This is a genomic window from Mitsuaria chitosanitabida ATCC BAA-476 = NBRC 102408 (assembly GCF_001598255.1).
GTDB lineage: Bacteria > Pseudomonadota > Gammaproteobacteria > Burkholderiales > Burkholderiaceae_C > Roseateles > Roseateles chitosanitabidus.
Genome location: NZ_BCYP01000001.1, coordinates 139,634 through 158,885, shown reverse-complemented (window position 1 = coordinate 158,885; position 19,252 = coordinate 139,634). Strand labels below are relative to the sequence as shown.

Sequence of the window (19,252 nt, the reverse complement as noted above, 5' to 3'; positions counted from 1 at the left end):
CCGTGGCGGGCTGGTCCAATCACGGTCATGAAGATCCTGCTCATCGAGGACGACCTGGACCTGGGCAACGGCGTGCGCATCGCCTTGACCGACCATGGCTTCGACGTCGTCTGGACGCGCCACATCGAGGGCGCGCTGCGTCATCTGGAGGACCAGCCCTGCGACCTGGTCCTGCTGGACCTGGGCCTGCCCGACGGCGACGGCCTGCACCTGCTCACGCGCATGCGCCGCGACCACGGCGCCCTGCCGGTGCTCATCCTCAGCGCGCGCGACGCGCTCAAGGACCGGCTGCAGGGGCTGGACTCGGGCGCGGACGACTACCTGGTCAAGCCCTTCGAGGTCGCCGAACTGGTGTCGCGCATCCGCGCGCTGGCCCGCCGCAGCTACGGCTTCGATGGGGAGACCCTCTCGCTGCGCGGCCTGCAGCTGCACGTGCCCACGCGGCGCGTCACGGTGCAGGGCAGGCCGGTGGAGCTGACCGTCAGCGAGTACGAGCTGCTGCGCCAGCTCATGATGCGGGTGGACCGCATCGTCACGCGCCGCACGCTGGAGGAGCAGGTGCTGCCCGGCGGACAGAGCAACGCCAGCAACTCGCTGGACGTGCACATGGCCAACCTGCGCCGCAAGATTGGCGACGGCTACGTGCGCACGGTGCGTGGCGTGGGCTACGTGATCGATCAGCAGGGGGCGGCATGATCGGCGCCGCGCGCGGGCCCGCCTGTCCGGGGCTGGCGCGTCGCCTGGCCGGTCTGCCCCGGGCCTGGTTCGTCGCGCTCGTGCGGCCGAGCCTGGTGCGACGCCTGCTGGTCGCGCAGATGGTGATGCTGATGGCGATCTGGGTCTGCGGCATCGGCTACCTGCTGAGCCTGGGCGGCCGCGCCTTCCTGCTGCTGGACGCGGACAGCGTCTACGAGACCATCAACGCCGTGGCCGACGGCCTGTCGGACCGGCCCGACTACCTGAAGCGCGCGCTCGACAAGATGCACGAGTCCGTGACCGACGACTATCCGGGCCCGCTCAAACGGCGCCCGTCCTTCGTCGTCGAGCACGGCGGCCGCGTGCTGTACCGCGCGTCGAACGCCCCGGACGTGCCCGCCGCGAGCTACGGGAAGCTGACCCCGCTGCACATCGGCGACCAGCTGTATCGCGCGCGCTCGGTGACCTCGGCGTCGGGCACGCGCACCACGATGTTCGCGCCGGACGACGGCTGGAACGTGCTCAAGACCATCTACTCGGACGGCTTCTACCTGATGCCGCTGCTGACCTGCCTGCCCTTCCTCGTGATCCCGGCGTGGATCTCGATCCGGCTCGCGATGCGGCCCTGGAGCGGGGTGGCGCGCGAGCTCGCGCGGCGCGGGCCGCAAGACCTGTCCCCGCTGCGCTATCGCGACGGGCACCAGGAGCTGTCGATGATGGTCGACGCGATCAATGGCTGGATGCGGCGCGTGTCGTCCAGCGCCGAGCGCGAGCGCAGCTTCGTCGCCGACGCCGCCCATGAGCTGCGCACGCCGCTGGCGGCGATGCTGGTGAACGTCGAGGCGTTGCGCGGACATGCGACCGACGAGGGCGGCCGCCAGCTGATGAGCGGCGTGCTGAGCAGCGGCCACCGCGCGACCCGCATGGTCAACCAGCTGCTGACGCTGATGCGCAGCGAGGCCACCGAGGCCGAGCCCGTCGAGCTGGTGGAGCTGGACCGACTGCTGCAGGATCGGATGGCGGTGCTGGGGCCGCTGGCCTCGGCGCGCGGGACCGAGCTCGAGCTGTCGGCCGAGCCGGACCTGCGGGTCGACGCGCCGGTCGCGGCGCTGGCCTCGCTGGTCGACAACCTGGTCGAGAACGCGATCAAGTACGGTCCGTCCGGCGGCGTCGTGCGGGTCGCCCTGCGGCGCGAGGGCGCGCAGGCCGTGCTGTGGGTCGAGGACCAGGGGCCGGGCATCGCGCCGGCACTGCGCGAGCGCGTGTTCGACCGCTTCTTCCGCGATCCGGCGCAGCGCGAGCCCGGCAGCGGCCTGGGGCTGTCGATCGTGCGCACGGTGCTGACGCAGCTCGGCGGGCGGATCGCGCTGCTCGACGGCGAGCAGGGCGGCCTGCGCGTCGACCTGCGACTGCCGCTGGCGCGCCGCTCGCGGCGCCCGGCGGCACGCCCACCCGAGCCGGCGACCCGGTCGGCCTGAGCACGCCGTCCGGTGTCCCGGTCGGGCCCGGCGCGAGCTCCGGGCCGCCGACGCGCATCGAATCGTCTTTCCCGCGCAGGGCGGATACACAGGCATACGCAACCGGTATCGCGACCGGGGGCCTTTCCGAAGAATGCGGTTCATCGCGGCCCAGGCCGCCTTCCCTGGAAAGGAATCCGCATGTCCAAGTCCCCCCGTCGCACCCTCATCCCGCTGGCCCTGGGCGGCGTCGCCGCGGTCGCGGCGGTGATGTTCTCGCTGCCGCCCTCGGCGGAGGCCACGGTGGCGTCCGTGATCGCGGCCCACGGCGCCCGGCCGGCCCCCGAGTTCAAGGGCATCAGCAACTGGTTCAACACGCCGCCGATGACGATGGCGAGCCTGCGCGGCAAGGTCGTGCTGGTCGACTTCTGGACCTTCACCTGCAGCAACTGCCTGAACCAGCTGCCGCACGTGCAGGCGCTGCACGAGAAGTACAAGGATCAGGGCCTGGTGGTGATCGGCGTGCACTCGCCGGAGTACGAGGAGGAGCGCTCGACGGCGGGACTGAAGGCGGCCATCGCGCGGCTGGGCATCCAGCACGCGGTCGCGCAGGACAACGACTTCGCCACCTGGCGCGCCTACAACAACCGCTTCTGGCCGGCCGAGTACCTGATCGACAAGCAGGGCCGGGTCGTCTACTCGCATTTCGGCGAAGGCGCGTACGAGCAGACGGAGGCGGCGATCCAGGCGCTGCTCAAGCAGCCGGGCTGAACTTCCATCCCCCGCCCGATGGTGGGAACTCCCCCCGGAATCCCCCCGCGCACCTTCCTGCGGGTGGATTCCGGACTCGTTTGACGAATGTCAGAGCCGCCCTCTGTCATTGGCGAAAGGCGATTCCTAGACTTCCGGATCTGGCATGCGCCGTCGCGTGTGCGTCGAGGAGTCGTCCATGTATTCGGCCTACGCCATCGCCAACGCCTTCATCCGCCGTGCGCAGGAAGGGCGCCTGCCCCACCTGAACAGCATGAAGCTCCAGAAGCTCATGTACTTCACGCAGGCCTGGCATCTGAGGGTCAAGGGCTTCCCGCTCATCGACGACACCTTCATTCGCGGTGCCAATGGCCCCATCCTCCCGTCGATTCACCATCAGGCGAAGCGCTACGGCATGCGGTCGATCACGCAGACGATCCAAGCCCTCTCGGGCGATGACGACCAGGACGAACGGTGGATCCCGATCTTGCAGAAGGACGACGCGAGCGCCCTCGATCTGGTCGATGTCATCTGCGAAAGATACGGATGTCTGTCGTGGCGTGAGCTTTCGGCCTTGACCCATCTGCCGGGTTCAGCATGGTCCCAAGGTCAGGCGGATGACAGCCCGATCACCAACGCCCAGATTCGCAACGACCCGACGCTATGACCAGCAAGTCGCCCTCCGACTGGCGCACGACCCTCCCCGACGCGGCCTCCGCGGCGGGAAACGCACGGACGACGACACGGGCGAGGCCAAGGCATGACGAGGTCGGCACCCCGGCCCGCGCCGGGGCCGGGCTCGATCACCCCGCGTCCACGCCCTGCACCGCCATCGACAGCACGTAGCCCTCGCTGCGCACCGTCTTGATGTACTTGGGCTCGCGCGCGTCGTCCCGCAGGCGCTGGCGCAGGCGGCTGACGAGCAGGTCGATCGAGCGCTCGAAGAGCTCCGTGTCCCGCCCTTGCGTGAGGCTCATCAGCTGGTCCCGGCTCAGCACGCGCTGCGGGTGATCCAGGAACACGCGCAGCATCCGGTACTCCGCGCCGCTCAGCGGCACCACCGTGCCCAGCGTGTCGATCAGGTGCCGCTCGATGGTGTCCAGCACCCAGTCACCGAAGGCCAGCCGCGGCGATTCGTCCGTCGACCGCATGTTGGGTGGCAGCATGCGCGCGCGGCGCAGCACCGAATTGATCCGCGCCAGCAGCTCCCGCGCCGCGAAGGGCTTGGCCAGGTAGTCGTCGGCGCCCATCTCCAGGCCCAGGATGCGGTCCGCCTCGTCCCCGCGCGCGGTCAGCATGATCACCGGCGTCGCCTTGTACTTGCCCGCGCGCAGGTCGCGGCACAGCGACAGACCGTCCTCCCCGGGGAGCATCAGGTCCAGGATCACCAGGTCGAACGGCCCGGCCGTCTCCAGCGCGATGCGCATGTGGCGCCCCGTCGGCACGGCCGTCACCTTCATCCCGTTGCGGGTCAGGTAGGTGCTGAGCAGCTCGCGGATCTCGCGATCGTCGTCGACGATCAGGAGGTGGTCGGGCGTGGGCGTGGAGGTCTGCATGGCGAAGGACTGTAGCGGCCGCATCATCCCAACGGAACGCCTCGGGCAACCTACTGTCTTCGTAGCGGGCGACGTATACACAAGCATACAAAGCGCCCCCCGAAAGACGCTTCCGCGCCTATAAACCGGGCTGCGCGCCGCACCGGGCCCGCCGGCCTCGAGCGGGTTCCTCCCGGACCGCTCCGACCACGCACCCGGTCCGCCCCCCCAACAAGGAGCCCCCATGAGCCGCGTCGTCGACTACTACTTCGCCCCGCACAGTCCCTGGACCTATCTCGGCCACGAGCGCTTCGCCGCCCTCGCCCGCGAGGCCGGCGCGACGGTGCGCCTGATCCCCATCGACCTGCTCCAGCTGTTCGAGGTCTCCGGCGGCCTGCCGCTGGCGCAGCGTCCCCCGCAGCGCCAGGCCTACCGGCTGTTGGAGCTGACGCGCTTCTCGCGCCACCTGGGCATGCCCATGCACGTGGAGCCGCGGCACTTCCCCGTCGTGCCGCACGCCGCCGCCAGACTGGTGATCGCCGTCGATCAGGCCGACGGCACCGACGCCGCGATGCGGCTGACCGGCGCGCTGCTGCGCGCGGTCTGGGAGCAGCAGCGCGACATCGCCGACGACGCCACCCTGACGGCCCTCCTGGCCGAGCAGGACCTCGACGCCGCGCGCCTGGCCCGCTCGCGCGAGGCCGACATCGCCGCCCGCTACGACGCCAACACCCGGGCCGCCATCGACGCCCGCCTGTTCGGCGCACCGAGCTACGTGATCGACGGCGAACTGTTCTGGGGCCAGGACCGCCTGGACTTCGTGCGCCGCGCCCTGCTGCCGGACCCGGCATGAGCGCGTCCGCCTCGGTGTCCGCCACGGCCCCCGCGAGCGCGCCGCGCGGCTGGCTGCCGCGCACCCTCTTCGCGCGCGTCACGCTGCTGATGGTGCTGGGCATCGCGGTGGCCCAGGCGCTGGCCTTCGTCGCGATCCGGCAGGAACGCATGATGGCCCTGCGCGAGCTGATGATGTCCGGCATCGAGCGGGACATCGCCACCGGGGTCGCCATCCTCGATCGCCTGCCCGCCGCCGAGCGCGCCGCCTGGCTGGCCCGGCTGGAGCGCCCCAACTACCGCTTCGCCGTCGGCAGCGAGATCGATCCCGACGCCGGCCCGGTCCGCGCCGACGCGTTCAGCCGGGACTTCACCGATGCCTTGTCGCAGGCGCTGCGGCCCTTCCGCATCGAGCGCCTGGCCCAGCTCGGCGGCTCGCGCTACGAGATGCTGGTGCGGCTGAGCGACGGCTCGGCGCTGACGGTGCACGCGCGGCGCGTGGACATGCCGGTGTCGGCCTGGGTGCTGTGGGTGCTGGCGGCGCAGCTGGCCGTGCTGGCGCTCTGCGCCTGGCTGGCCGTGCGCCTGGTGACGCGGCCCTTGGGGGCGCTCGCCGCCGCCGCCGACGAACTCGGTCCCGAGATGACGCCCACGCTGCTGGACGAGGCCGGACCCGCCGAGGTCGCGCGGGCCGCGCGCGCCTTCAACGCGATGCAGACCCGCATCGCCGGCTACACGGCCGAGCGGGTCGAGATCCTGGCGGCGATCTCCCACGACCTGCAGACGCCCATCACCCGGATGCGCCTGCGCGCCGACCTGATGGCCGACGAGGCCCTGCGCGACAAGTTCCGGCAGGACCTGGGCGCCATGCATGCGCTGGTGCGCGAGGGCGTCACCTATGCCCGCACCCTGCACGGGACCTCGGAACCGCCGATCCGCCTGGACGCCGACGCGCTGCTGGCCAGCATCGTCGGCGACTACGAGGACGCCGGCGAGCCGGTGACGCTGGAGGGGCGGCTCGGCGCGCCGGTCGTGAGCCGGCCGCAGGCGCTCAAGCGCATCCTGGTCAACCTGGTGGACAACGCCCTGGCCTTCGGCGGTCAGGCCGAGGTGCGCGTGAGCACGGGGACCACCGCGGACGAGACGCAAGACATGACCCCGGGTGCCGGCCCGATGTGGTCGCTGTCGGTCCTCGACCGCGGCCCGGGCATCCCCGAGGACCAGTTGCAGGCCGTGTTCAAGCCCTTCCACCGGCTGGAGACCTCGCGCAACCGGGACACCGGCGGGACGGGGCTGGGGCTGGCGATCTCCCAGCAGCTCGCGACGGCCATGGGCGGCACGCTGACGCTGCGCAATCGGCCCGACGGCGGGCTGGAGGCCCGCTTGTCGCTGCCGCGGGGGGATCTGGCGCGTCTGTCCACGGGTTCTGTGGACAAGTCTGTTGGCTCGATGGGCAGGGATCGCGCAAGCCCTTGATTCCTCACGGAATTCATTGCAGTGCCGCGAAATGAGGCAGTGATCCGAAGGGGCCATCCGATCGGGTGTTCACAGGGGGCAAGGACTGTCCCCGCCTGCTGTGGACAAGTCTGTTGGCTGCCTTTGCAGCAAGTTCGCAAGTGCTTGTCGCCGTATGGGAAAGCTTGCATTGCCTCAGAAATAGGCACTGGGGAGAGTGCGGCGACGGACGCGATTTTTCGCTTGACCTGACCCCCTTCGGGGTGGTGGCAAGTTCGGGTCCCGGAGAAAGGTTGCTCACAGTGCCCACTGGTTGTGCACCGGGGCACCGGACTGTCCACGGCCTCTGTGGACAAGTCTGTTGGCTGCCCGGGCAAGGATGTCGCAAGTGCTTGTCGCAGCAAGGAATTGCTTGCAGTGCTGCGGAATGAGGCAGTCACCTGTCGACGACGGCCCGGCGGGCGCGCCACGCCCCGGTGCCGGCCGGCCGCGAAGGCGCCGGCTCGGCGGCCGACGGGCTCAGACGATGCGCAGACCCAGGTTGGGCAGGCCGTCGATGTGGCAGTCGATGAGGTCGCCGCGGACCACGGGACCGACGTTCTCGGGCGTGCCGCTGTAGATGATGTCGCCGGGCTGCAGCTCGAAGGCGCGCGACAGCTGCGCGATCTGTTCCGCGACGCTCCAGATCATCTGGCTCAGATCCGCGTCCTGCTTGATCTGCCCGTTGACCTTGAGCCAGATCGCGCCCTTGGCCGGATGGCCGCCCAGCAGCGCCACCGGATGGATAGGCCCGATGGGCGCCGAGTGATCGAAGCTCTTGCCGATCTCCCAGGGCTTCTTCTGATCGCCCATGCCGCGCTGCAGGTCACGCCGCGTCATGTCCAGGCCGATCGCGTAGCCGTAGACGCAGGCGAGCGCCTGTTCCGGCGAGATGTCGCGGCCGCCCTGATGGAGCGCGGCCACCAGCTCGCATTCGTAGTGGTAGTTCTTCGTCAGCGTCGGATAGGGGTGATCGGCGACGGTGCCCGGGGCGACGTTCTGGATCGCGTCCGCCGGCTTCTGGAAGAAGAACGGCGGTTCGCGGGTCGGGTCGCTGCCCATCTCGCGCGCATGGGCGGCGTAGTTGCGGCCGATGCAGTAGATGCGGCGGACCGGGAAGCGCTGGTCGCTGCCGACGATGGGGATGCTGGTCTGGGCGACGCTGAAGGGGGTCTTCGCCGCGGCGGGCGCGTCGGCCTGGCCGGGCAGGGCACATCCGGCCAGGGCGCCGGCGGCCATCGCGGCCGAGGTGTTGAGCAGGGAACGCCGGTCCATCGCTGTCTCCTTGTGCGGAAGGGGGATGCCGGCGGAGTATCAGCCCGTCAACGCCTCCACGATGCGCTGGAAACCCTGGAGCACGGGCGCCGCGTCCGGCGCGTACTGCGCCTGCACGATGGCGCCGTCGACGGCCACGGCCAGCGCGGCGGCGAGCTTCGACCGGCGTCGCGAGGCGGGGAGCAAGGCGGCGATCTCCGCCGTCATGTCCTGCTTGTGCCGGCGCGTGATCTCGACCACCTCCGGCAACGCCGCTCCCATCTCCCCCACCCCGTTGAGGAACGCGCAGCCGCGATAGGCCCCCAGCGCCTGCCCGTCGAACCATTCGGTCAGCGTGGGGGTCAGGGCTTGCGCCCCCTGGTCCGCGGCGCCATGTCGCGCGAGCGCCTCCCGGAACCAGTCCATCCAGCGGCCGTGACGCCGGTCCAGGTAGGCCACGATCAGGTCGTTCTTGCTCGGGAAGTGCCGATAGAAGGTGACCTTGGTGACGCCGGACTCGGCGATCACGCGGTCGATGCCGGTCGCGCGGATGCCCTCCGCATAGAAGAGGTCATGAGCGGTGCGCAGGATCCGCTCGCGGGCGGGCAGCTCGCCGATGTCCCCGCTGCCGGTGGTGTCGTTCATGCGGTCATTGTAGACAGACCTGTCTACCCTCGTCAGAATGCCGCCATGTAGACAACTCTGTCTACATGCTTCACTTCACGAGGAACCGACCATGGACACCCGCCCGCCCCTGCCGCCCTTCACCCGCGAGACCGCGATCCAGAAGATCCGCCTGGCCGAGGACGCCTGGAACAGCCGCGACCCGGCGCGCATCGTGCTGGCCTACAGCCCGGACACGCAGTGGCGCAACCGCGCCGAGTTCCCGCGCGGCCGGGCCGAGGCCCAGGCCCTGCTGGAACGCAAGTGGGCGCGCGAGCTCGACTACCGCCTGATCAAGGAGCTGTGGGCCTTCGAGGGCCGGCGCATCGCCGTGCGCTTCGCCTATGAATGGCGGGACGACGCCGGCAACTGGTACCGCAGCCACGGCAACGAGAACTGGGAGTTCGACGACAACGGCCTGATGACGCATCGCCACGCGAGCATCAACGATCAACCGATCCCGGCCGCGGACCGGAAGTTCCACTGGCCGCAGGGCCGCCGCCCGGACGACCATCCGGGCTTGAGCGACCTGGGGCTGTGAGTCCGGCGGGGCGCGGCGCTCAGGCGTCCGGATCCAGCTCCGGCACCACCACCGCGCCCAGCACCACCCGCCGCATCGCGCCGCCGAAGCAGGTGATCGCGCCGCAGCCGACCATGACGGACAGCATCAGCATGAAGTCGAGCTTCGGCGCCGGGCAGGTCTGCGCCAGGCTGGCCCAGGCCAGCCCCCCGCATTGCTGGTGCAGGATTCCGACCGCCACGGCCGCCTGCACGACGGCGCGCAACAGCCAGGACGTCGCGGCGTCGTAGGTGCCACGCTTCCAGAAATGCAGGCTGGCCAGCAGCACGAGCAGGCCACCGACCAGCAGCGTGCGCAGCGCCTGGCCATCGCCGATCCAATGCGCCACCGCCAGCAGCAGCACCAGGTTCACCGCGCCGCCGGCGGCATTGGCCCAGATCGTTCGTGTCATGGTTCTCCTCCCTGTTGTTGGCGGCGATTCTTCCTCAAGCGCGGGGACTGATCCACCGTTCAGCGGGCGCCGCCCTGAGCCCGCCACTCGCTCGGCGACTTGCCGGTCTGACGCGCGAAGAAGCGCGTGAAGTAGGCCGGATCGGCGAAGCCCAGACCGTCGGCGATCTGTCGCACCATCAGGTGGGTGTAGCCGAGCTCGCGCTTGGCCTCGAGCAGCAAGCGCTCGTGCAGCACCGCGAGCGCCGAGCAGCCGAGGTGCCGACGACACAGGCGGTTCAACTGCGCGGGCGTGATGCCCAGCGGCCGCGCCAGCGCGGCGACCGTGGGCTGCCGCCGGAAATGCTGCTCCACCTGCTCGCGGAAGCGCGTCAGATGCTGCATCGCGCGGCCATCCGCCTGCGTCGTCGACCTCGGACGATCCAGGCGGGCGGCCTGAGTGACCAGCAGGGCGACCGCGTGATCCAGCGCGGGCCCGCGCCACGCACCGTCGCCGGCGTAGTCCTCGCGCAGCCCGTGGGCGACGGCGAACAGCAACCGCGTGACCGTCGCGCCGCGGTCCAGCGCGACCAGGCGCGCCTGGTCCAGGCTGTCGAGCAGATCCGGCACATGGTCGAGAAGCTCCCGCAGCCGGGACTGGTCCAGCGTGATCACCAGCCCCTCGGTCTCCGGCGCGAAGCGAAAGCCATGGACCGCCTGCGCGGGCACCCACACGAGCGCGGGCGCGCGCAGCACGACCTCGTCCTCATCCATCCGCGCGGTGACCCGGCCGCGCTCGATCAGCAGGAGCTGCACCAGCACACCATGGCGGTGCGGCTGGATTTCCCAATTGTGCAAGCGGCTGCGGTCCGCGATCGATTCGAGGTGCAGCCCGTCCAGCGTCGATCGCCGGCCCGCCTCGCCATAGAGGGCATACACGGGGGGACGGGGTCGTCCCCGGCGCGTCTCGGGGGCTCGGTCGTTTCCGGACATGGGTTCCGATTGTGCAAGCCGGTGTCGGTCGCGTCCATGCGCGATCACCCGCCCCGCTCGTAGTCTTCCGTCCATCGGAGACAAGCCGGCTCACCGGCACAGCGGCCTCAGGCCCCAAGCCCATGAAGACCTTGCGAACCCAAGTGCTGATCGTCGGTGCCGGACCGTCCGGGCTGCTGCTCGGCCAACTGCTGCACCGCGCCGGCATCGACACGCTGATCCTCGAGCGCCAGAGCGGCGAGCACGTGCTGACGCGCATCCGGGCCGGCGTGCTGGAGCCGGGCACCGCCGAGCTGATGGACGAGGCCGGAGTCGGCGCGCGGCTGCGGGCGGAGGGCCTGGTCCATGACGGGTTCGCGCTCGCCATCGACGGCGTGAGGCATCGGATCGATCTGCGGGCGCTCACCGGCGGGCGGAGCGTGCTGGTCTACGGGCAGACCGAAGTCACCCGGGACCTCATGTCGGCGCGCGCCGAGGCCGGCCTGCCCACGCTCTACGACGCCGCCGAGGTCCGCATCGCCGACTTCGACACCGAGCGTCCGCACGCGCACTGCGTCGTGAACGGGGCAGCGATCCGGATCGATGCCGACTTCATCGCGGGTTGCGACGGTTTCCATGGGGTGTGCCGCGCCAGCGTCCCCGCCGACGCCCTGCGCCTCTTCGAGAAGGTCTATCCCTTCGGCTGGCTCGGGCTCCTGAGCGACACGCCGCCCGTGTCCGACGAGCTCATCTACGGTCGCCACCCGCGCGGCTTCACGCTCTGCAGCATGCGGTCGCCGACGCGCAGCCGCTACTACCTGCAGGTGCCGCTGACCGAGCGGGTCCAGCACTGGAGCGACGATCGATTCTGGGAGGAACTGCGGCGGCGCCTCGACCCCGAGGCGGCGGATCGCCTCGTCACGGGGCCCTCGCTGGAGAAGAGCATCGCGCCGCTGCGCAGCTTCGTCGCGGAGCCGATGCGCTTCGGTCGACTGTTCCTCGCCGGGGACGCGGCGCACATCGTGCCGCCGACGGGGGCCAAGGGCTTGAACCTCGCGGCCTCGGATGTGCGCTATCTCTCGCAGGCGCTCATCGAGCACTACCGCGAGCGCAGCCAGGCCGGCATCGACCACTACTCGTCACGATGCCTCTCCCGCGTCTGGAAGGCGGAGCGCTTCTCGTGGTGGCTCACCAGCCTCATGCACAACGTCGATCAGGAGCCGGCGTTCCAGGCGCGGCTGCAGCAGGCGGAGCTCGACTACGTCCTCGGCTCGGAAGCGGCCCTGCGTGTGCTCGCGGAGAACTACGTCGGGTTGCCGGTTTAGGTGGCCTGCGACCAGCCCCCGATCACCCCTCGATGAGTCCCAGGAAGTGATCCAGGATCACGAAGTGGTCCTCGAAGCACTGCGACTCCATCGCGGGCAGCTCGTCACGGTGGAACCAGCGCGCCTCCTTGACGTCGTCGCTGCCCAGCACCTCGGGCAGCATGGCCATCTCCGGGAACTTGAAGTGGTGCGCCATCGTGATCAGGCGCCCGCGCGCGCTGCGCAGCGGATCCTCGAAGGTCGCGACCTCATGCAGTGCCGCGAGGATGGACGCGGGCAGCAACGGGAACTGCGTCTCCTCGATGAGCTCCCGGATCGCGCAGGCGACCAGTTTCTCGCCCCGCTCCAGGTGGCCGCCGGGCACCGCCCACAGGTCTTCCCCGAACGGGCCCTTGCGCCGCACCAGCAGCACCTGATCACCGGCGGTGACCACCGCGTCCCCCGTCATGTAGGCGACGGCGGTGTACTTGCGGCGATAGGCCGCGACCGCGGCGTGCTCGGCCTGCCGACGCAGGTACTCGGGCAGGCGGCTCCAGGCCTGCAACCACGCCCGCACCGGCGCGCTCACGTAGGGCGCCATCACGGTGAGCGCGGCGTCCGCGTCCTCCGCCTCGAAGAAGACATTGCGCATGGCCGTCGCATCCACGTCGGCGAGTCGCGCCACGAGATGCTGGCGCCAGCGCGGGAAGTTGCTCAGGTAGTAGCTGGTGTGATCCTTCTGATGGCCGACCAGCACGATGTCCGCCTGCTCGCCGGCCAGCGCGGTCACGCCGAAGGCGACCGCGGCGTTCCAGCGCTTGTCGTCGAAGTAGTCGCGCACGGGCAGGAAGTGCAAGCGCGCCTGCTGGTCGGGCGTCATGTTGGCCAGCAGCATCTGCCGGCGCTCCTCGTGCAGGAAGGGATTGCGCGGATCGCGCGACCGGTAGGACGAGCCCAGCACCGCGATCACCTCGTCCGCGACGGCGAAGGCGGCCTGGAACAGCGCCTCCTGCCCCCGATGCACCAGCTGCCACCGGCCCACCACCACGGCGATGGTCTTGCGGGTCTTGGCGATCATGCGGAGTCCTTTCGATTCGATGAAGAGAGGCGCGACGGCCGGCCACCGGGGCCTCGTGGCCTCGTGGCCTCGTGGCCTCTTGGCCGTCTGGCCGCGACGTCAATAGTGCTTCGCCGCGATCGGCAGCTGACGGCCGCTGCCGAAGGCCCGCCCGCGCAACCGGATGATGGGCGGCGCCTGGCGGCGCTTGTACTCGCTGCGCGCGATCATGCCCTTGACCCGGACGATCAGCGCCTGACCTTCGTCGCCCCGGTCCTCGCCCGACCGCGCGTCCGGTCCGGCATCCAGCGCCGCGACGGCCGCCTGGGCCGCGGCCCGCTCCTGCGGGGCAAGCCGCTCTCCCTCGATCAGCAGCTTGAGCACCTCGTCCAGCAGCTCGTAGGGCGGCAGGCTGTCGGTGTCGCGCTGATCGGGGGCCAGCTCGGCGCTCGGCGGCTTGTCCAGGATCGCGGCGGGAATCAGCGCGCGGCCCGCCGCGGCGTTGAGGTGTCGACCGAGCGCGAAGACCTCCGTCTTGTAGAGATCGCCGATCAGCCCCAGGCCCCCGTTGGTGTCGCCGTAGAGCGTGCAGTAGCCCACTGCGATCTCGCTCTTGTTGCCGGTGGTCAGCAACAGGTGACCCCGCGCGTTGGACACGGTCATCAGCAAGGTGCCCCGCACGCGCGCCTGCAGGTTCTCCAGCGCCAGCCCCGACGGCCGCAGCGCGAGCGTGCTGGCCGCCATCGTGTCGCCGACCTGCCGGACGACGTCCTCAATGGGACAGACCTCGAGCGCGATGCCCAGCTGCTCGCACAACGCGCGGGAGTCGTCGACGCTGCCGGACGACGAGAAGCGCGACGGCATGGTGATGGCGAGCACCCGATCCGCCCCCAGGGCCTCGACCGCGAGCGCCAGGGTCAGCGCCGAGTCGATGCCACCGGAGCAGCCCACCACCACGCGCTCGAAGCCGCAGCGACGGGCGTAGTCGCGCAGGCCGAGCACGATCTGCCGGCGCTGGAACTCGGGCGTCGACAGGCCGTCCGCGGCGGGCGGAATCGGCAGCACACCGCCCTCGCGCGACGAGAACACGCCGCGATCGGTCTCGAAGCGCAGGGTGGTCAGGTCGGACTCGAAGCGGGCGGCCTCGAAGACGACACCGGGCTCGGGCTCCATCGCGAAGGAGGCGCCGTCGTAGACCAGCTGATCGTGTCCGCCGACCTGGTTGACGAAGACCAGCGGCAGGCGATGCCGCCAGGACGCGGCCCGGAAGACCTGGTGCCGCAGGTCGCGCTTGCCGATCTGGCTGGGGCTGGCGTTGATGGACACGACGAGGTCGGGCGCCGCGTCGGCCAGTCGCTGGAAGGGATTGACGGCGTAGTCCTTGCCCTCGTCGTTCCAGCCGTCCTCGCAGATCATGAAGCCGACCTGCGTGCCGGCGATGCGCAGCACGCGGGCGACGTCGGGGCCGGGCTCGAAGTGGCGGCGTTCGTCGAAGACGTTGTAGGTCGGGAGCAGCTGCTTGTGATAGTCGAGCAGCACCTCGCCGTCGCGGATCACCAGCAGGGAGTTGCGATAGGCCTTGCCCGGACCGTCGTGCCGCGTGGGCACGCCGACGACCCAGTGCAGCGAGGACACCTCGCGCGTCGCCGTCAGCAGGTCCGCGAGCGCGACGTCCAGCCGGCGCTGGAAGTCCTCGTCGTCGAGGAGGTCGGCCGGGTAGTAGCCGGTGAGCGAGAGTTCCGGGAAGACGACCAGGTCGGCACCGTCGAGCCGCGCGCGGCGCGCCGCCTCCAGATGCAGTGCGAGATTGCCGTCGAGGTCGCCGATGGTCGGGTTGATCTGGGCGATGGTGAGATTGAGCATGACTTCACTCCGGTTGGAAGACCCTCACCCCTGCCCTCTCCCGCAAGCGGGAGAGGGAGTCGAGGTCGGCGCAGTGCGGGGGACCGGTCGCAGGTTGTCAGGGTCAGTGCAGTGCGGGGACCGATCGCAACTTGTCGGGGTCGGCGCGCTGCGGGGGGCGGTCGCGGGTTGTCGAGGTCGGCGCGGTGCGGGGGGCTGTGGCGGGTTGTCGGGGTCAGCGAACGGCGAAGACCTGCCGCAGGTAGTTCAGGAAGGTCTCGTCGTCGCACAGCGTCTTGCCCGGGGCGTCGGAGAGCTTGGCGACCGGCTGGGCGTTGCAGGCCACCAGCTTCATGACGATGTTGAGCGGCTTGGGCCCCAGGTCGTTGGTGAGGTGGGTGCCGATGCCGAAGCCCACCGGCACGCGCGTGGCGAAGTGCGTGTGCAGCCGGAAGGCCTCGTCGGCGTCGAGTCCGTCGCTGAACACCAGGCGCTTGGTCCGCGCGTCGATGCGCAGCCGGGCATAGTGCGCCAGCGCCTTCTCGCCCCAGACCATCGGATCGCCGCTGTCGTGGCGCAGGCCGTCGAAGAGCTTGGCGAAGTACAGGTCGAAGTCGGCGAGGAAGGCCTCCATGCCGATCACGTCGGTCAGCGCGATGCCCAGGTCGCCTCGGTACTCCTGCACCCAGCCCTCGAGCGCCGCGTGTTGCGACAACCGCAGCTGCACGCCCACCGCCTGGTAGGTCTGCAGGTACTCGTGGGCCATCGTGCCGATCGGGATCAGGCCATGCCGGCGGGCAAGCGCCACGTTGGACGTCCCCTTGATGCACTCGGGGATCTCGCGCTTGAGCGTGCCGACGACCTCGTCATGCCACTCGCCCGAGAAGCGCCGGCGCAGGCCGAAGTCGAAGAACTCGAAGGGGCAGGCCTCGGCGCCCAGCGTGGCGGGCACGCCGGCCGCGTAGTCGCGCAGGCGGGCGACCTTCGCGGCCAGACGCCGGCGACCTTCGGCCAGGACGGCCTCGCGGCGATCGGCGCAGAGCCGGCGGAAGTAAAGCTCGTTGACGATCGCCAGCACGAAGATCTCGAAGCCCATCACGTGGACCTGCGGACCCTTGGCGACGATCACCAGTTGGCCCTGCTCCGCGCCCTCGCCCGGCCTCGCCTCGATGAAGCGGCGCTGGAAGCGGAAGATGCGCAGGAAGTCGATGAAATCGGACTTCATGAAGCGCAGACCGCCGAGGTAGGCCAGCTCGTCGTCGCTGAAGCTCAGCGTGCAGAGGTGGTCGAGCTCCGCGTTGACCGCGTCGCTCAGCTCGCTCAATGGGAAGGCCGGCTCGTTGCGGCAGACGAAGCGGTACTCGGCGTCGTTGGCGGGGAAGGCATGCAGCAGGGTCTGCCACATGGTGAACTTGTAGAGATCCGTCTCGAGCAGCGACCGGATCACGGGAACAGGCGCGGGAGCCGGTGCGCGGGCCGGAGCCGTGGCCTTGGAGGGGGCAGGAACGGGATCGGAGGTCATGGTGTGGTCCTCCACTCAGGCCGACAGCAGGCCGAGCACCTGCGCCGCGCTCAAGGTCCTGACGCCCAGCGCCCTCGCCCGCTCGACGAAGGCGGTCGCTCCGGCCTCGAAGCCACCGACCGGGCTCATCGCGTCCTCGATCAGCACGACGCGGGCCAGCCGCTCGGCGCTCATCTCGGCGAAGAGGTCGTCGGCGGTCGCCGCGACACAGTGGCTGCTGGCCTCGCCGGCGATGAAGGTCAGGCCGGCGAAATCGACGATGCGATCCACCAGCGCGCGGTTGGTCTGGGTGCGCGGGTCGCCGTCGACGGGCACCTCGGCGCGGACGGCGCTGTACTGCTCGGTCATCGGGTTCAGGCCCTTGAGGATCTTCTCCACCGGCCGCAGCATCGCGGCCTCCCAGCGCGCCAGCGCGGCGGCGAGGTCCGCGTGGATGTTGTGGCCCCAGGTGCCGACCACGCAGTGCGTCGACCAGACCATCAGCACGTACTTCCTGGGGCTGGCTTCCAGCGCGTCCAGATAGGCGAGTACCTGCGGGAGCAGCGCCGCGTCACGCGGCACGAAGCGGCCGGCGCGCACGTCGGCCGCGGTGATGGGCGTGAAGGGATGGACCGCTCCGCCCGCGCCGTCGACCGGGCCGGTGCGCCAGAAGGCGGGACGCTCGATGGCGTAGACGGGGTGGGAGTCGAGGGTGACGACGATGTCGGTGAAGGCCGCGCCGGCTTGATCGAGCAGCTCGGCGAGACGCTTCATGTCGGCGTCGGCGCCGGTGACGGGCAGCGCGGCGCCGGGGATGTCGCAGAAGTCGTTCTGCGGATCGACGATCAAGAGCTGGGCTTGAGGACGGGGGCTCATCTTCGGACTCCTTCTTTCGGTGCGTGGCGCCAGCATAGCCGACTTCGTGCTTGTTTGCACTAAGTAGCTGAAAGGAATTCGAGATGAAATGCAACCGGATGCACCGCGCCCGTCGCCCAGGGCTTCCCCTCTCCCGCTGCGCGGGAGAGGGGCGGGGGTGAGGGCGGTCGAGTGGCAGCGAGCCCGTTGACCTGCCCGATCGCCCCGACCCATAATTCGTGCCCCTTCGCACTAAGGCTTCCGCCCTTCGCACCGTGGACTTCGAGCGCCCCATCGTCACCGTCGACATCGTCCTGCTGACGCTGATCGACGGCCGGCTGCACGCCGGCCTGGCGAAGCGCGACCGCGAGCCGGCGCTGGACGCCTGGACCCTGCCTGGCGGCTGGGTCCGCACCGACACGGACCACGACGCCGACGAGGCCGCCGCCCGGATCCTGCGTGACAAGGCGGGGCTCGTCTCCCCCTACCTCGAGCAGCTGCGCACCTTCTCCGGCCAGCACCGCGACTCCCGCGGCTGGTCCTTGTCCATCGGCTACTACGCCGTGGTGCCGGGTCTTGCCTCCGGCGACAGCCGGGGCCTCTCCGCGGTGTCGCTGCAGACCGAGCGCTTCCGCTGGAGTCCCGTCGACAGCCTCCGCTCGCTGCCCTTCGACCACCTGGAGATCCTCCGCACGGCCGTCGCGCGGGTGCGGTCGAAGACGCTCTACTCCTCCCTGCCCGTGCACCTGATGCCGGCCGAGTTCACCCTCGGCCAGTTGCAGCAGACCTACGAGCAGGTGCTCGATTCCACGCTGGACAAGCGCGGCTTCCGTCGCCGCATCGAGGAGCTGGACGTGATCGAGGAGATCCCCGGCGCCTTCACCAGCGGCGGGCACCGGCCGGCGCAGCTCTACCGCCGCAAGCCGCATGGCGCGGCCCTGAAGACGGCGGCGAGCAACCTGGCGATCGGCTGACCGGCGAAGAGGCTGACCGGCGTCACGCCGGCCCGGTCACCGCCCCGGCCCGCGGATCGGACCCGCACGAGCGGCGCCACCTCTCGTCCAAGCCGCCTCAGCCCCGATCGATGTAGCCGAAGGTCCCGTGGTCGCGGATCTCCTCCGCGGCCTGGCGCGCGGCCTTCATCGCATGGCGGAACAGCGACGTCGCCACGCTCACGCGCCGCACGCCGGCCTCGCCCAGCGCCGCCAGGCTGTAGCTCTTGCCCGGCACGCCGTTCATGAAGTTGACCGGCTTGCTCACCGACGCGCAGACCCGGCGCACCGCGTCCAGGTCCGGCAGCAGCGGCGCGAACAGCACGTCCGCCCCCGCCCGCTCGTAGGCCTGCAGGCGGCGGATGGTGTCGTCGAGATCGGGCACGCCCTGGAAGAAGTTCTCCGACCGCGCGGTCACGGTGAAGGGGAAAGGCAGTCGACGCGCCGCCTCGACGGCCGCCGCCACGCGCGCGACCGACAGCTCGAAGTCGAAGATCGGCGGGCCATCGGAGCCGCCGGTCGAGTCCTCGATGGAGCCCCCCACCGCGCCGGCCGCCGCGGCCAGGCGGATGGTCTCGGCGCAGTCCTCGGGGCTGACGCCGAAGCCGTTGCCCAGGTCCGCGCTGATGGGCAGCGCGCTCACGCCGACCAGCATGCGGATGTGCGCCATCTTCTCGTCGCGGGTCAGTTGACCGTCGCGCTTGCCGACCACCTCGGCGGCGGCGGCGCTGGAGGTCGCCAGCGCCAGGAAGCCGGTGGTCTCCAGCATGCGGGCCGAGGCCGCGTCCCAGGCATTGGCGATGACGAAGGGCTCGGTGCGGTCATGCAGGGCGCGCAGCGCGACGGCCTTGCCGGCCTGGGTGGCGGGAGCAGTGCTCATGGGGATCCTCAGGGTGGTCCGGGGTGAATGGGTCGGCGGATCCTAGGCGGGCCTCCTGCCGCTGTCTGGCAGGAATCGGACTTCTCCCTCTTCGCGTCAGGCCCGACACGACCGCGCCGGGCGCCGCCCGACCTCCCTCGCCCGACCCGCCCGCTACCTCCAACGGGGTGGCGCCGCCGCCACGCTCGCGGGGGATTTACCCCCTGCACCGCCCTCGGCG

The 19,252-nt window shown here is 70.5% G+C and carries 19 protein-coding genes; 9 read left to right on the top strand and 10 right to left on the bottom strand.

Translation table 11 applies throughout. The annotated features are described in order from the left end of the window. Window positions 1-27: 27 nt before the first annotated feature. The 4 genes from MCHT01_RS00675 (at window position 28) to MCHT01_RS00660 (ending at window position 3,570) form a co-directional block, all read left to right on the top strand. The gene (locus tag MCHT01_RS00675; RefSeq protein ID WP_067060947.1) at window positions 28-696 is read left to right on the top strand and encodes a response regulator; all 669 of its coding nucleotides are present in this window, start codon (window positions 28-30) and stop codon (window positions 694-696) included. Then, window positions 693-2,174 carry a sensor histidine kinase gene (locus MCHT01_RS00670; RefSeq protein WP_067060944.1) on the top strand — a complete coding sequence of 494 codons (1,482 nt, stop codon included), beginning with the start codon at window positions 693-695 and terminating at the stop codon, window positions 2,172-2,174. Before MCHT01_RS00675 ends, MCHT01_RS00670 begins: the two co-directional genes overlap by 4 nt. Window positions 2,175-2,354: 180 nt before the next feature. After that, window positions 2,355-2,924, top strand: a complete 570-nt coding sequence (locus tag MCHT01_RS00665) for a thioredoxin family protein (protein WP_067060940.1) — start codon at window positions 2,355-2,357, stop codon at window positions 2,922-2,924. Between the two features lie 178 nt (window positions 2,925-3,102). After that, window positions 3,103-3,570 carry a Panacea domain-containing protein gene (locus MCHT01_RS00660; protein WP_067060938.1) on the top strand — a complete coding sequence of 156 codons (468 nt, stop codon included), beginning with the start codon at window positions 3,103-3,105 and terminating at the stop codon, window positions 3,568-3,570. Window positions 3,571-3,706: 136 nt separating this feature from the next. On the opposite strand, the gene MCHT01_RS00655 is transcribed toward MCHT01_RS00660, so the two are convergent. After that, window positions 3,707-4,459 (bottom strand): response regulator, encoded by a 753-nt coding sequence (locus MCHT01_RS00655; RefSeq protein ID WP_067061282.1) that lies wholly within the window; start codon window positions 4,457-4,459, stop codon window positions 3,707-3,709. A 223-nt stretch (window positions 4,460-4,682) separates the two neighbouring features. Here MCHT01_RS00655 and MCHT01_RS00650 point away from each other — a divergent pair, with 223 nt between their 5' ends. Next, a complete protein-coding gene (locus MCHT01_RS00650; RefSeq protein ID WP_067060935.1) occupies window positions 4,683-5,291 on the top strand; it encodes a 2-hydroxychromene-2-carboxylate isomerase in 609 nt (202 codons plus the stop codon). Next, window positions 5,288-6,745, top strand: a complete 1,458-nt coding sequence (locus tag MCHT01_RS00645; RefSeq protein ID WP_084451476.1) for an ATP-binding protein — start codon at window positions 5,288-5,290, stop codon at window positions 6,743-6,745. Before MCHT01_RS00650 ends, MCHT01_RS00645 begins: the two co-directional genes overlap by 4 nt. A gap of 498 nt (window positions 6,746-7,243) precedes the next feature. Here MCHT01_RS00645 and MCHT01_RS00640 read toward each other — a convergent pair whose 3' ends face one another. Further along, window positions 7,244-8,038 (bottom strand): fumarylacetoacetate hydrolase family protein, encoded by a 795-nt coding sequence (locus MCHT01_RS00640; RefSeq protein ID WP_067060932.1) that lies wholly within the window; start codon window positions 8,036-8,038, stop codon window positions 7,244-7,246. Window positions 8,039-8,077: 39 nt separating this feature from the next. After that, window positions 8,078-8,662 (bottom strand): TetR/AcrR family transcriptional regulator, encoded by a 585-nt coding sequence (locus tag MCHT01_RS00635; protein ID WP_067060930.1) that lies wholly within the window; start codon window positions 8,660-8,662, stop codon window positions 8,078-8,080. A 91-nt stretch (window positions 8,663-8,753) separates the two neighbouring features. Between MCHT01_RS00635 and MCHT01_RS00630 the strand changes: the two genes are divergently transcribed. Further along, window positions 8,754-9,221, top strand: coding sequence for a nuclear transport factor 2 family protein (locus MCHT01_RS00630; RefSeq protein WP_067060927.1), 468 nt, complete (start codon window positions 8,754-8,756; stop codon window positions 9,219-9,221). A 19-nt stretch (window positions 9,222-9,240) separates the two neighbouring features. Here the strand turns inward: MCHT01_RS00630 and MCHT01_RS00625 are convergent, their stop codons facing one another. Beyond that, window positions 9,241-9,651: a hypothetical protein gene (locus MCHT01_RS00625; protein WP_067060924.1), complete on the bottom strand. Its 411-nt coding sequence runs from the start codon at window positions 9,649-9,651 to the stop codon at window positions 9,241-9,243. A 59-nt stretch (window positions 9,652-9,710) separates the two neighbouring features. Next, complete coding sequence (locus MCHT01_RS00620) at window positions 9,711-10,568, bottom strand: helix-turn-helix domain-containing protein (protein WP_067060919.1); 858 nt, start codon at window positions 10,566-10,568, stop codon at window positions 9,711-9,713. A gap of 185 nt (window positions 10,569-10,753) precedes the next feature. Between MCHT01_RS00620 and pobA the strand changes: the two genes are divergently transcribed. Next, window positions 10,754-11,926: a 4-hydroxybenzoate 3-monooxygenase gene (pobA, locus tag MCHT01_RS00615; protein ID WP_067061279.1), complete on the top strand. Its 1,173-nt coding sequence runs from the start codon at window positions 10,754-10,756 to the stop codon at window positions 11,924-11,926. A 22-nt stretch (window positions 11,927-11,948) separates the two neighbouring features. Here pobA and MCHT01_RS00610 read toward each other — a convergent pair whose 3' ends face one another. The 4 genes from MCHT01_RS00610 to MCHT01_RS00595 all read right to left on the bottom strand — a co-directional run bounded on the left by MCHT01_RS00610 (window position 11,949) and on the right by MCHT01_RS00595 (window position 17,181). Then, window positions 11,949-12,983 (bottom strand): NUDIX domain-containing protein, encoded by a 1,035-nt coding sequence (locus tag MCHT01_RS00610; RefSeq protein ID WP_067060917.1) that lies wholly within the window; start codon window positions 12,981-12,983, stop codon window positions 11,949-11,951. 99 nt (window positions 12,984-13,082) lie between these two features. Continuing rightward, on the bottom strand, window positions 13,083-14,825 hold the full coding sequence (locus MCHT01_RS00605) for an NAD+ synthase (RefSeq protein WP_067060913.1): 1,743 nt from the start codon (window positions 14,823-14,825) through the stop codon (window positions 13,083-13,085). 214 nt (window positions 14,826-15,039) lie between these two features. Then, window positions 15,040-16,326: a nicotinate phosphoribosyltransferase gene (gene pncB / locus MCHT01_RS00600; RefSeq protein ID WP_084451539.1), complete on the bottom strand. Its 1,287-nt coding sequence runs from the start codon at window positions 16,324-16,326 to the stop codon at window positions 15,040-15,042. A 15-nt stretch (window positions 16,327-16,341) separates the two neighbouring features. Next, entirely contained in the window at window positions 16,342-17,181 is an 840-nt protein-coding gene (locus MCHT01_RS00595) for a cysteine hydrolase family protein (protein ID WP_067060911.1), read from the bottom strand. A gap of 254 nt (window positions 17,182-17,435) precedes the next feature. Between MCHT01_RS00595 and MCHT01_RS00590 the strand changes: the two genes are divergently transcribed. After that, on the top strand, window positions 17,436-18,134 hold the full coding sequence (locus MCHT01_RS00590; protein ID WP_067060908.1) for an NUDIX hydrolase: 699 nt from the start codon (window positions 17,436-17,438) through the stop codon (window positions 18,132-18,134). A gap of 97 nt (window positions 18,135-18,231) precedes the next feature. Here MCHT01_RS00590 and MCHT01_RS00585 read toward each other — a convergent pair whose 3' ends face one another. Continuing rightward, entirely contained in the window at window positions 18,232-19,032 is an 801-nt protein-coding gene (locus MCHT01_RS00585) for an isocitrate lyase/PEP mutase family protein (protein WP_067060906.1), read from the bottom strand. Window positions 19,033-19,252: the final 220 nt, after the last annotated feature.

Bases quoted from the DNA above. Each gene is read 5' to 3' on its own strand.
- MCHT01_RS00630 (WP_067060927.1), top strand. From the start codon at position 8,754: ATGGACACCCGCCCGCCCCTGCCGCCCTTCACCCGCGAGACCGCGATC.
- MCHT01_RS00675 (WP_067060947.1), top strand. From the start codon at position 28: ATGAAGATCCTGCTCATCGAGGACGACCTGGACCTGGGCAACGGCGTG.
- MCHT01_RS00635 (WP_067060930.1), bottom strand. From the start codon at position 8,662: ATGAACGACACCACCGGCAGCGGGGACATCGGCGAGCTGCCCGCCCGC.
- MCHT01_RS00665 (WP_067060940.1), top strand. From the start codon at position 2,355: ATGTCCAAGTCCCCCCGTCGCACCCTCATCCCGCTGGCCCTGGGCGGC.
- MCHT01_RS00625 (WP_067060924.1), bottom strand. From the start codon at position 9,651: ATGACACGAACGATCTGGGCCAATGCCGCCGGCGGCGCGGTGAACCTG.
- MCHT01_RS00640 (WP_067060932.1), bottom strand. From the start codon at position 8,038: ATGGACCGGCGTTCCCTGCTCAACACCTCGGCCGCGATGGCCGCCGGC.
- MCHT01_RS00655 (WP_067061282.1), bottom strand. From the start codon at position 4,459: ATGCAGACCTCCACGCCCACGCCCGACCACCTCCTGATCGTCGACGAC.
- MCHT01_RS00605 (WP_067060913.1), bottom strand. From the start codon at position 14,825: ATGCTCAATCTCACCATCGCCCAGATCAACCCGACCATCGGCGACCTC.
- MCHT01_RS00660 (WP_067060938.1), top strand. From the start codon at position 3,103: ATGTATTCGGCCTACGCCATCGCCAACGCCTTCATCCGCCGTGCGCAG.
- MCHT01_RS00610 (WP_067060917.1), bottom strand. From the start codon at position 12,983: ATGATCGCCAAGACCCGCAAGACCATCGCCGTGGTGGTGGGCCGGTGG.
- MCHT01_RS00670 (WP_067060944.1), top strand. From the start codon at position 693: ATGATCGGCGCCGCGCGCGGGCCCGCCTGTCCGGGGCTGGCGCGTCGC.
- MCHT01_RS00645 (WP_084451476.1), top strand. From the start codon at position 5,288: ATGAGCGCGTCCGCCTCGGTGTCCGCCACGGCCCCCGCGAGCGCGCCG.
- MCHT01_RS00595 (WP_067060911.1), bottom strand. From the start codon at position 17,181: ATGAGCCCCCGTCCTCAAGCCCAGCTCTTGATCGTCGATCCGCAGAAC.
- MCHT01_RS00650 (WP_067060935.1), top strand. From the start codon at position 4,683: ATGAGCCGCGTCGTCGACTACTACTTCGCCCCGCACAGTCCCTGGACC.
- pncB (WP_084451539.1), bottom strand. From the start codon at position 16,326: ATGACCTCCGATCCCGTTCCTGCCCCCTCCAAGGCCACGGCTCCGGCC.
- MCHT01_RS00585 (WP_067060906.1), bottom strand. From the start codon at position 19,032: ATGAGCACTGCTCCCGCCACCCAGGCCGGCAAGGCCGTCGCGCTGCGC.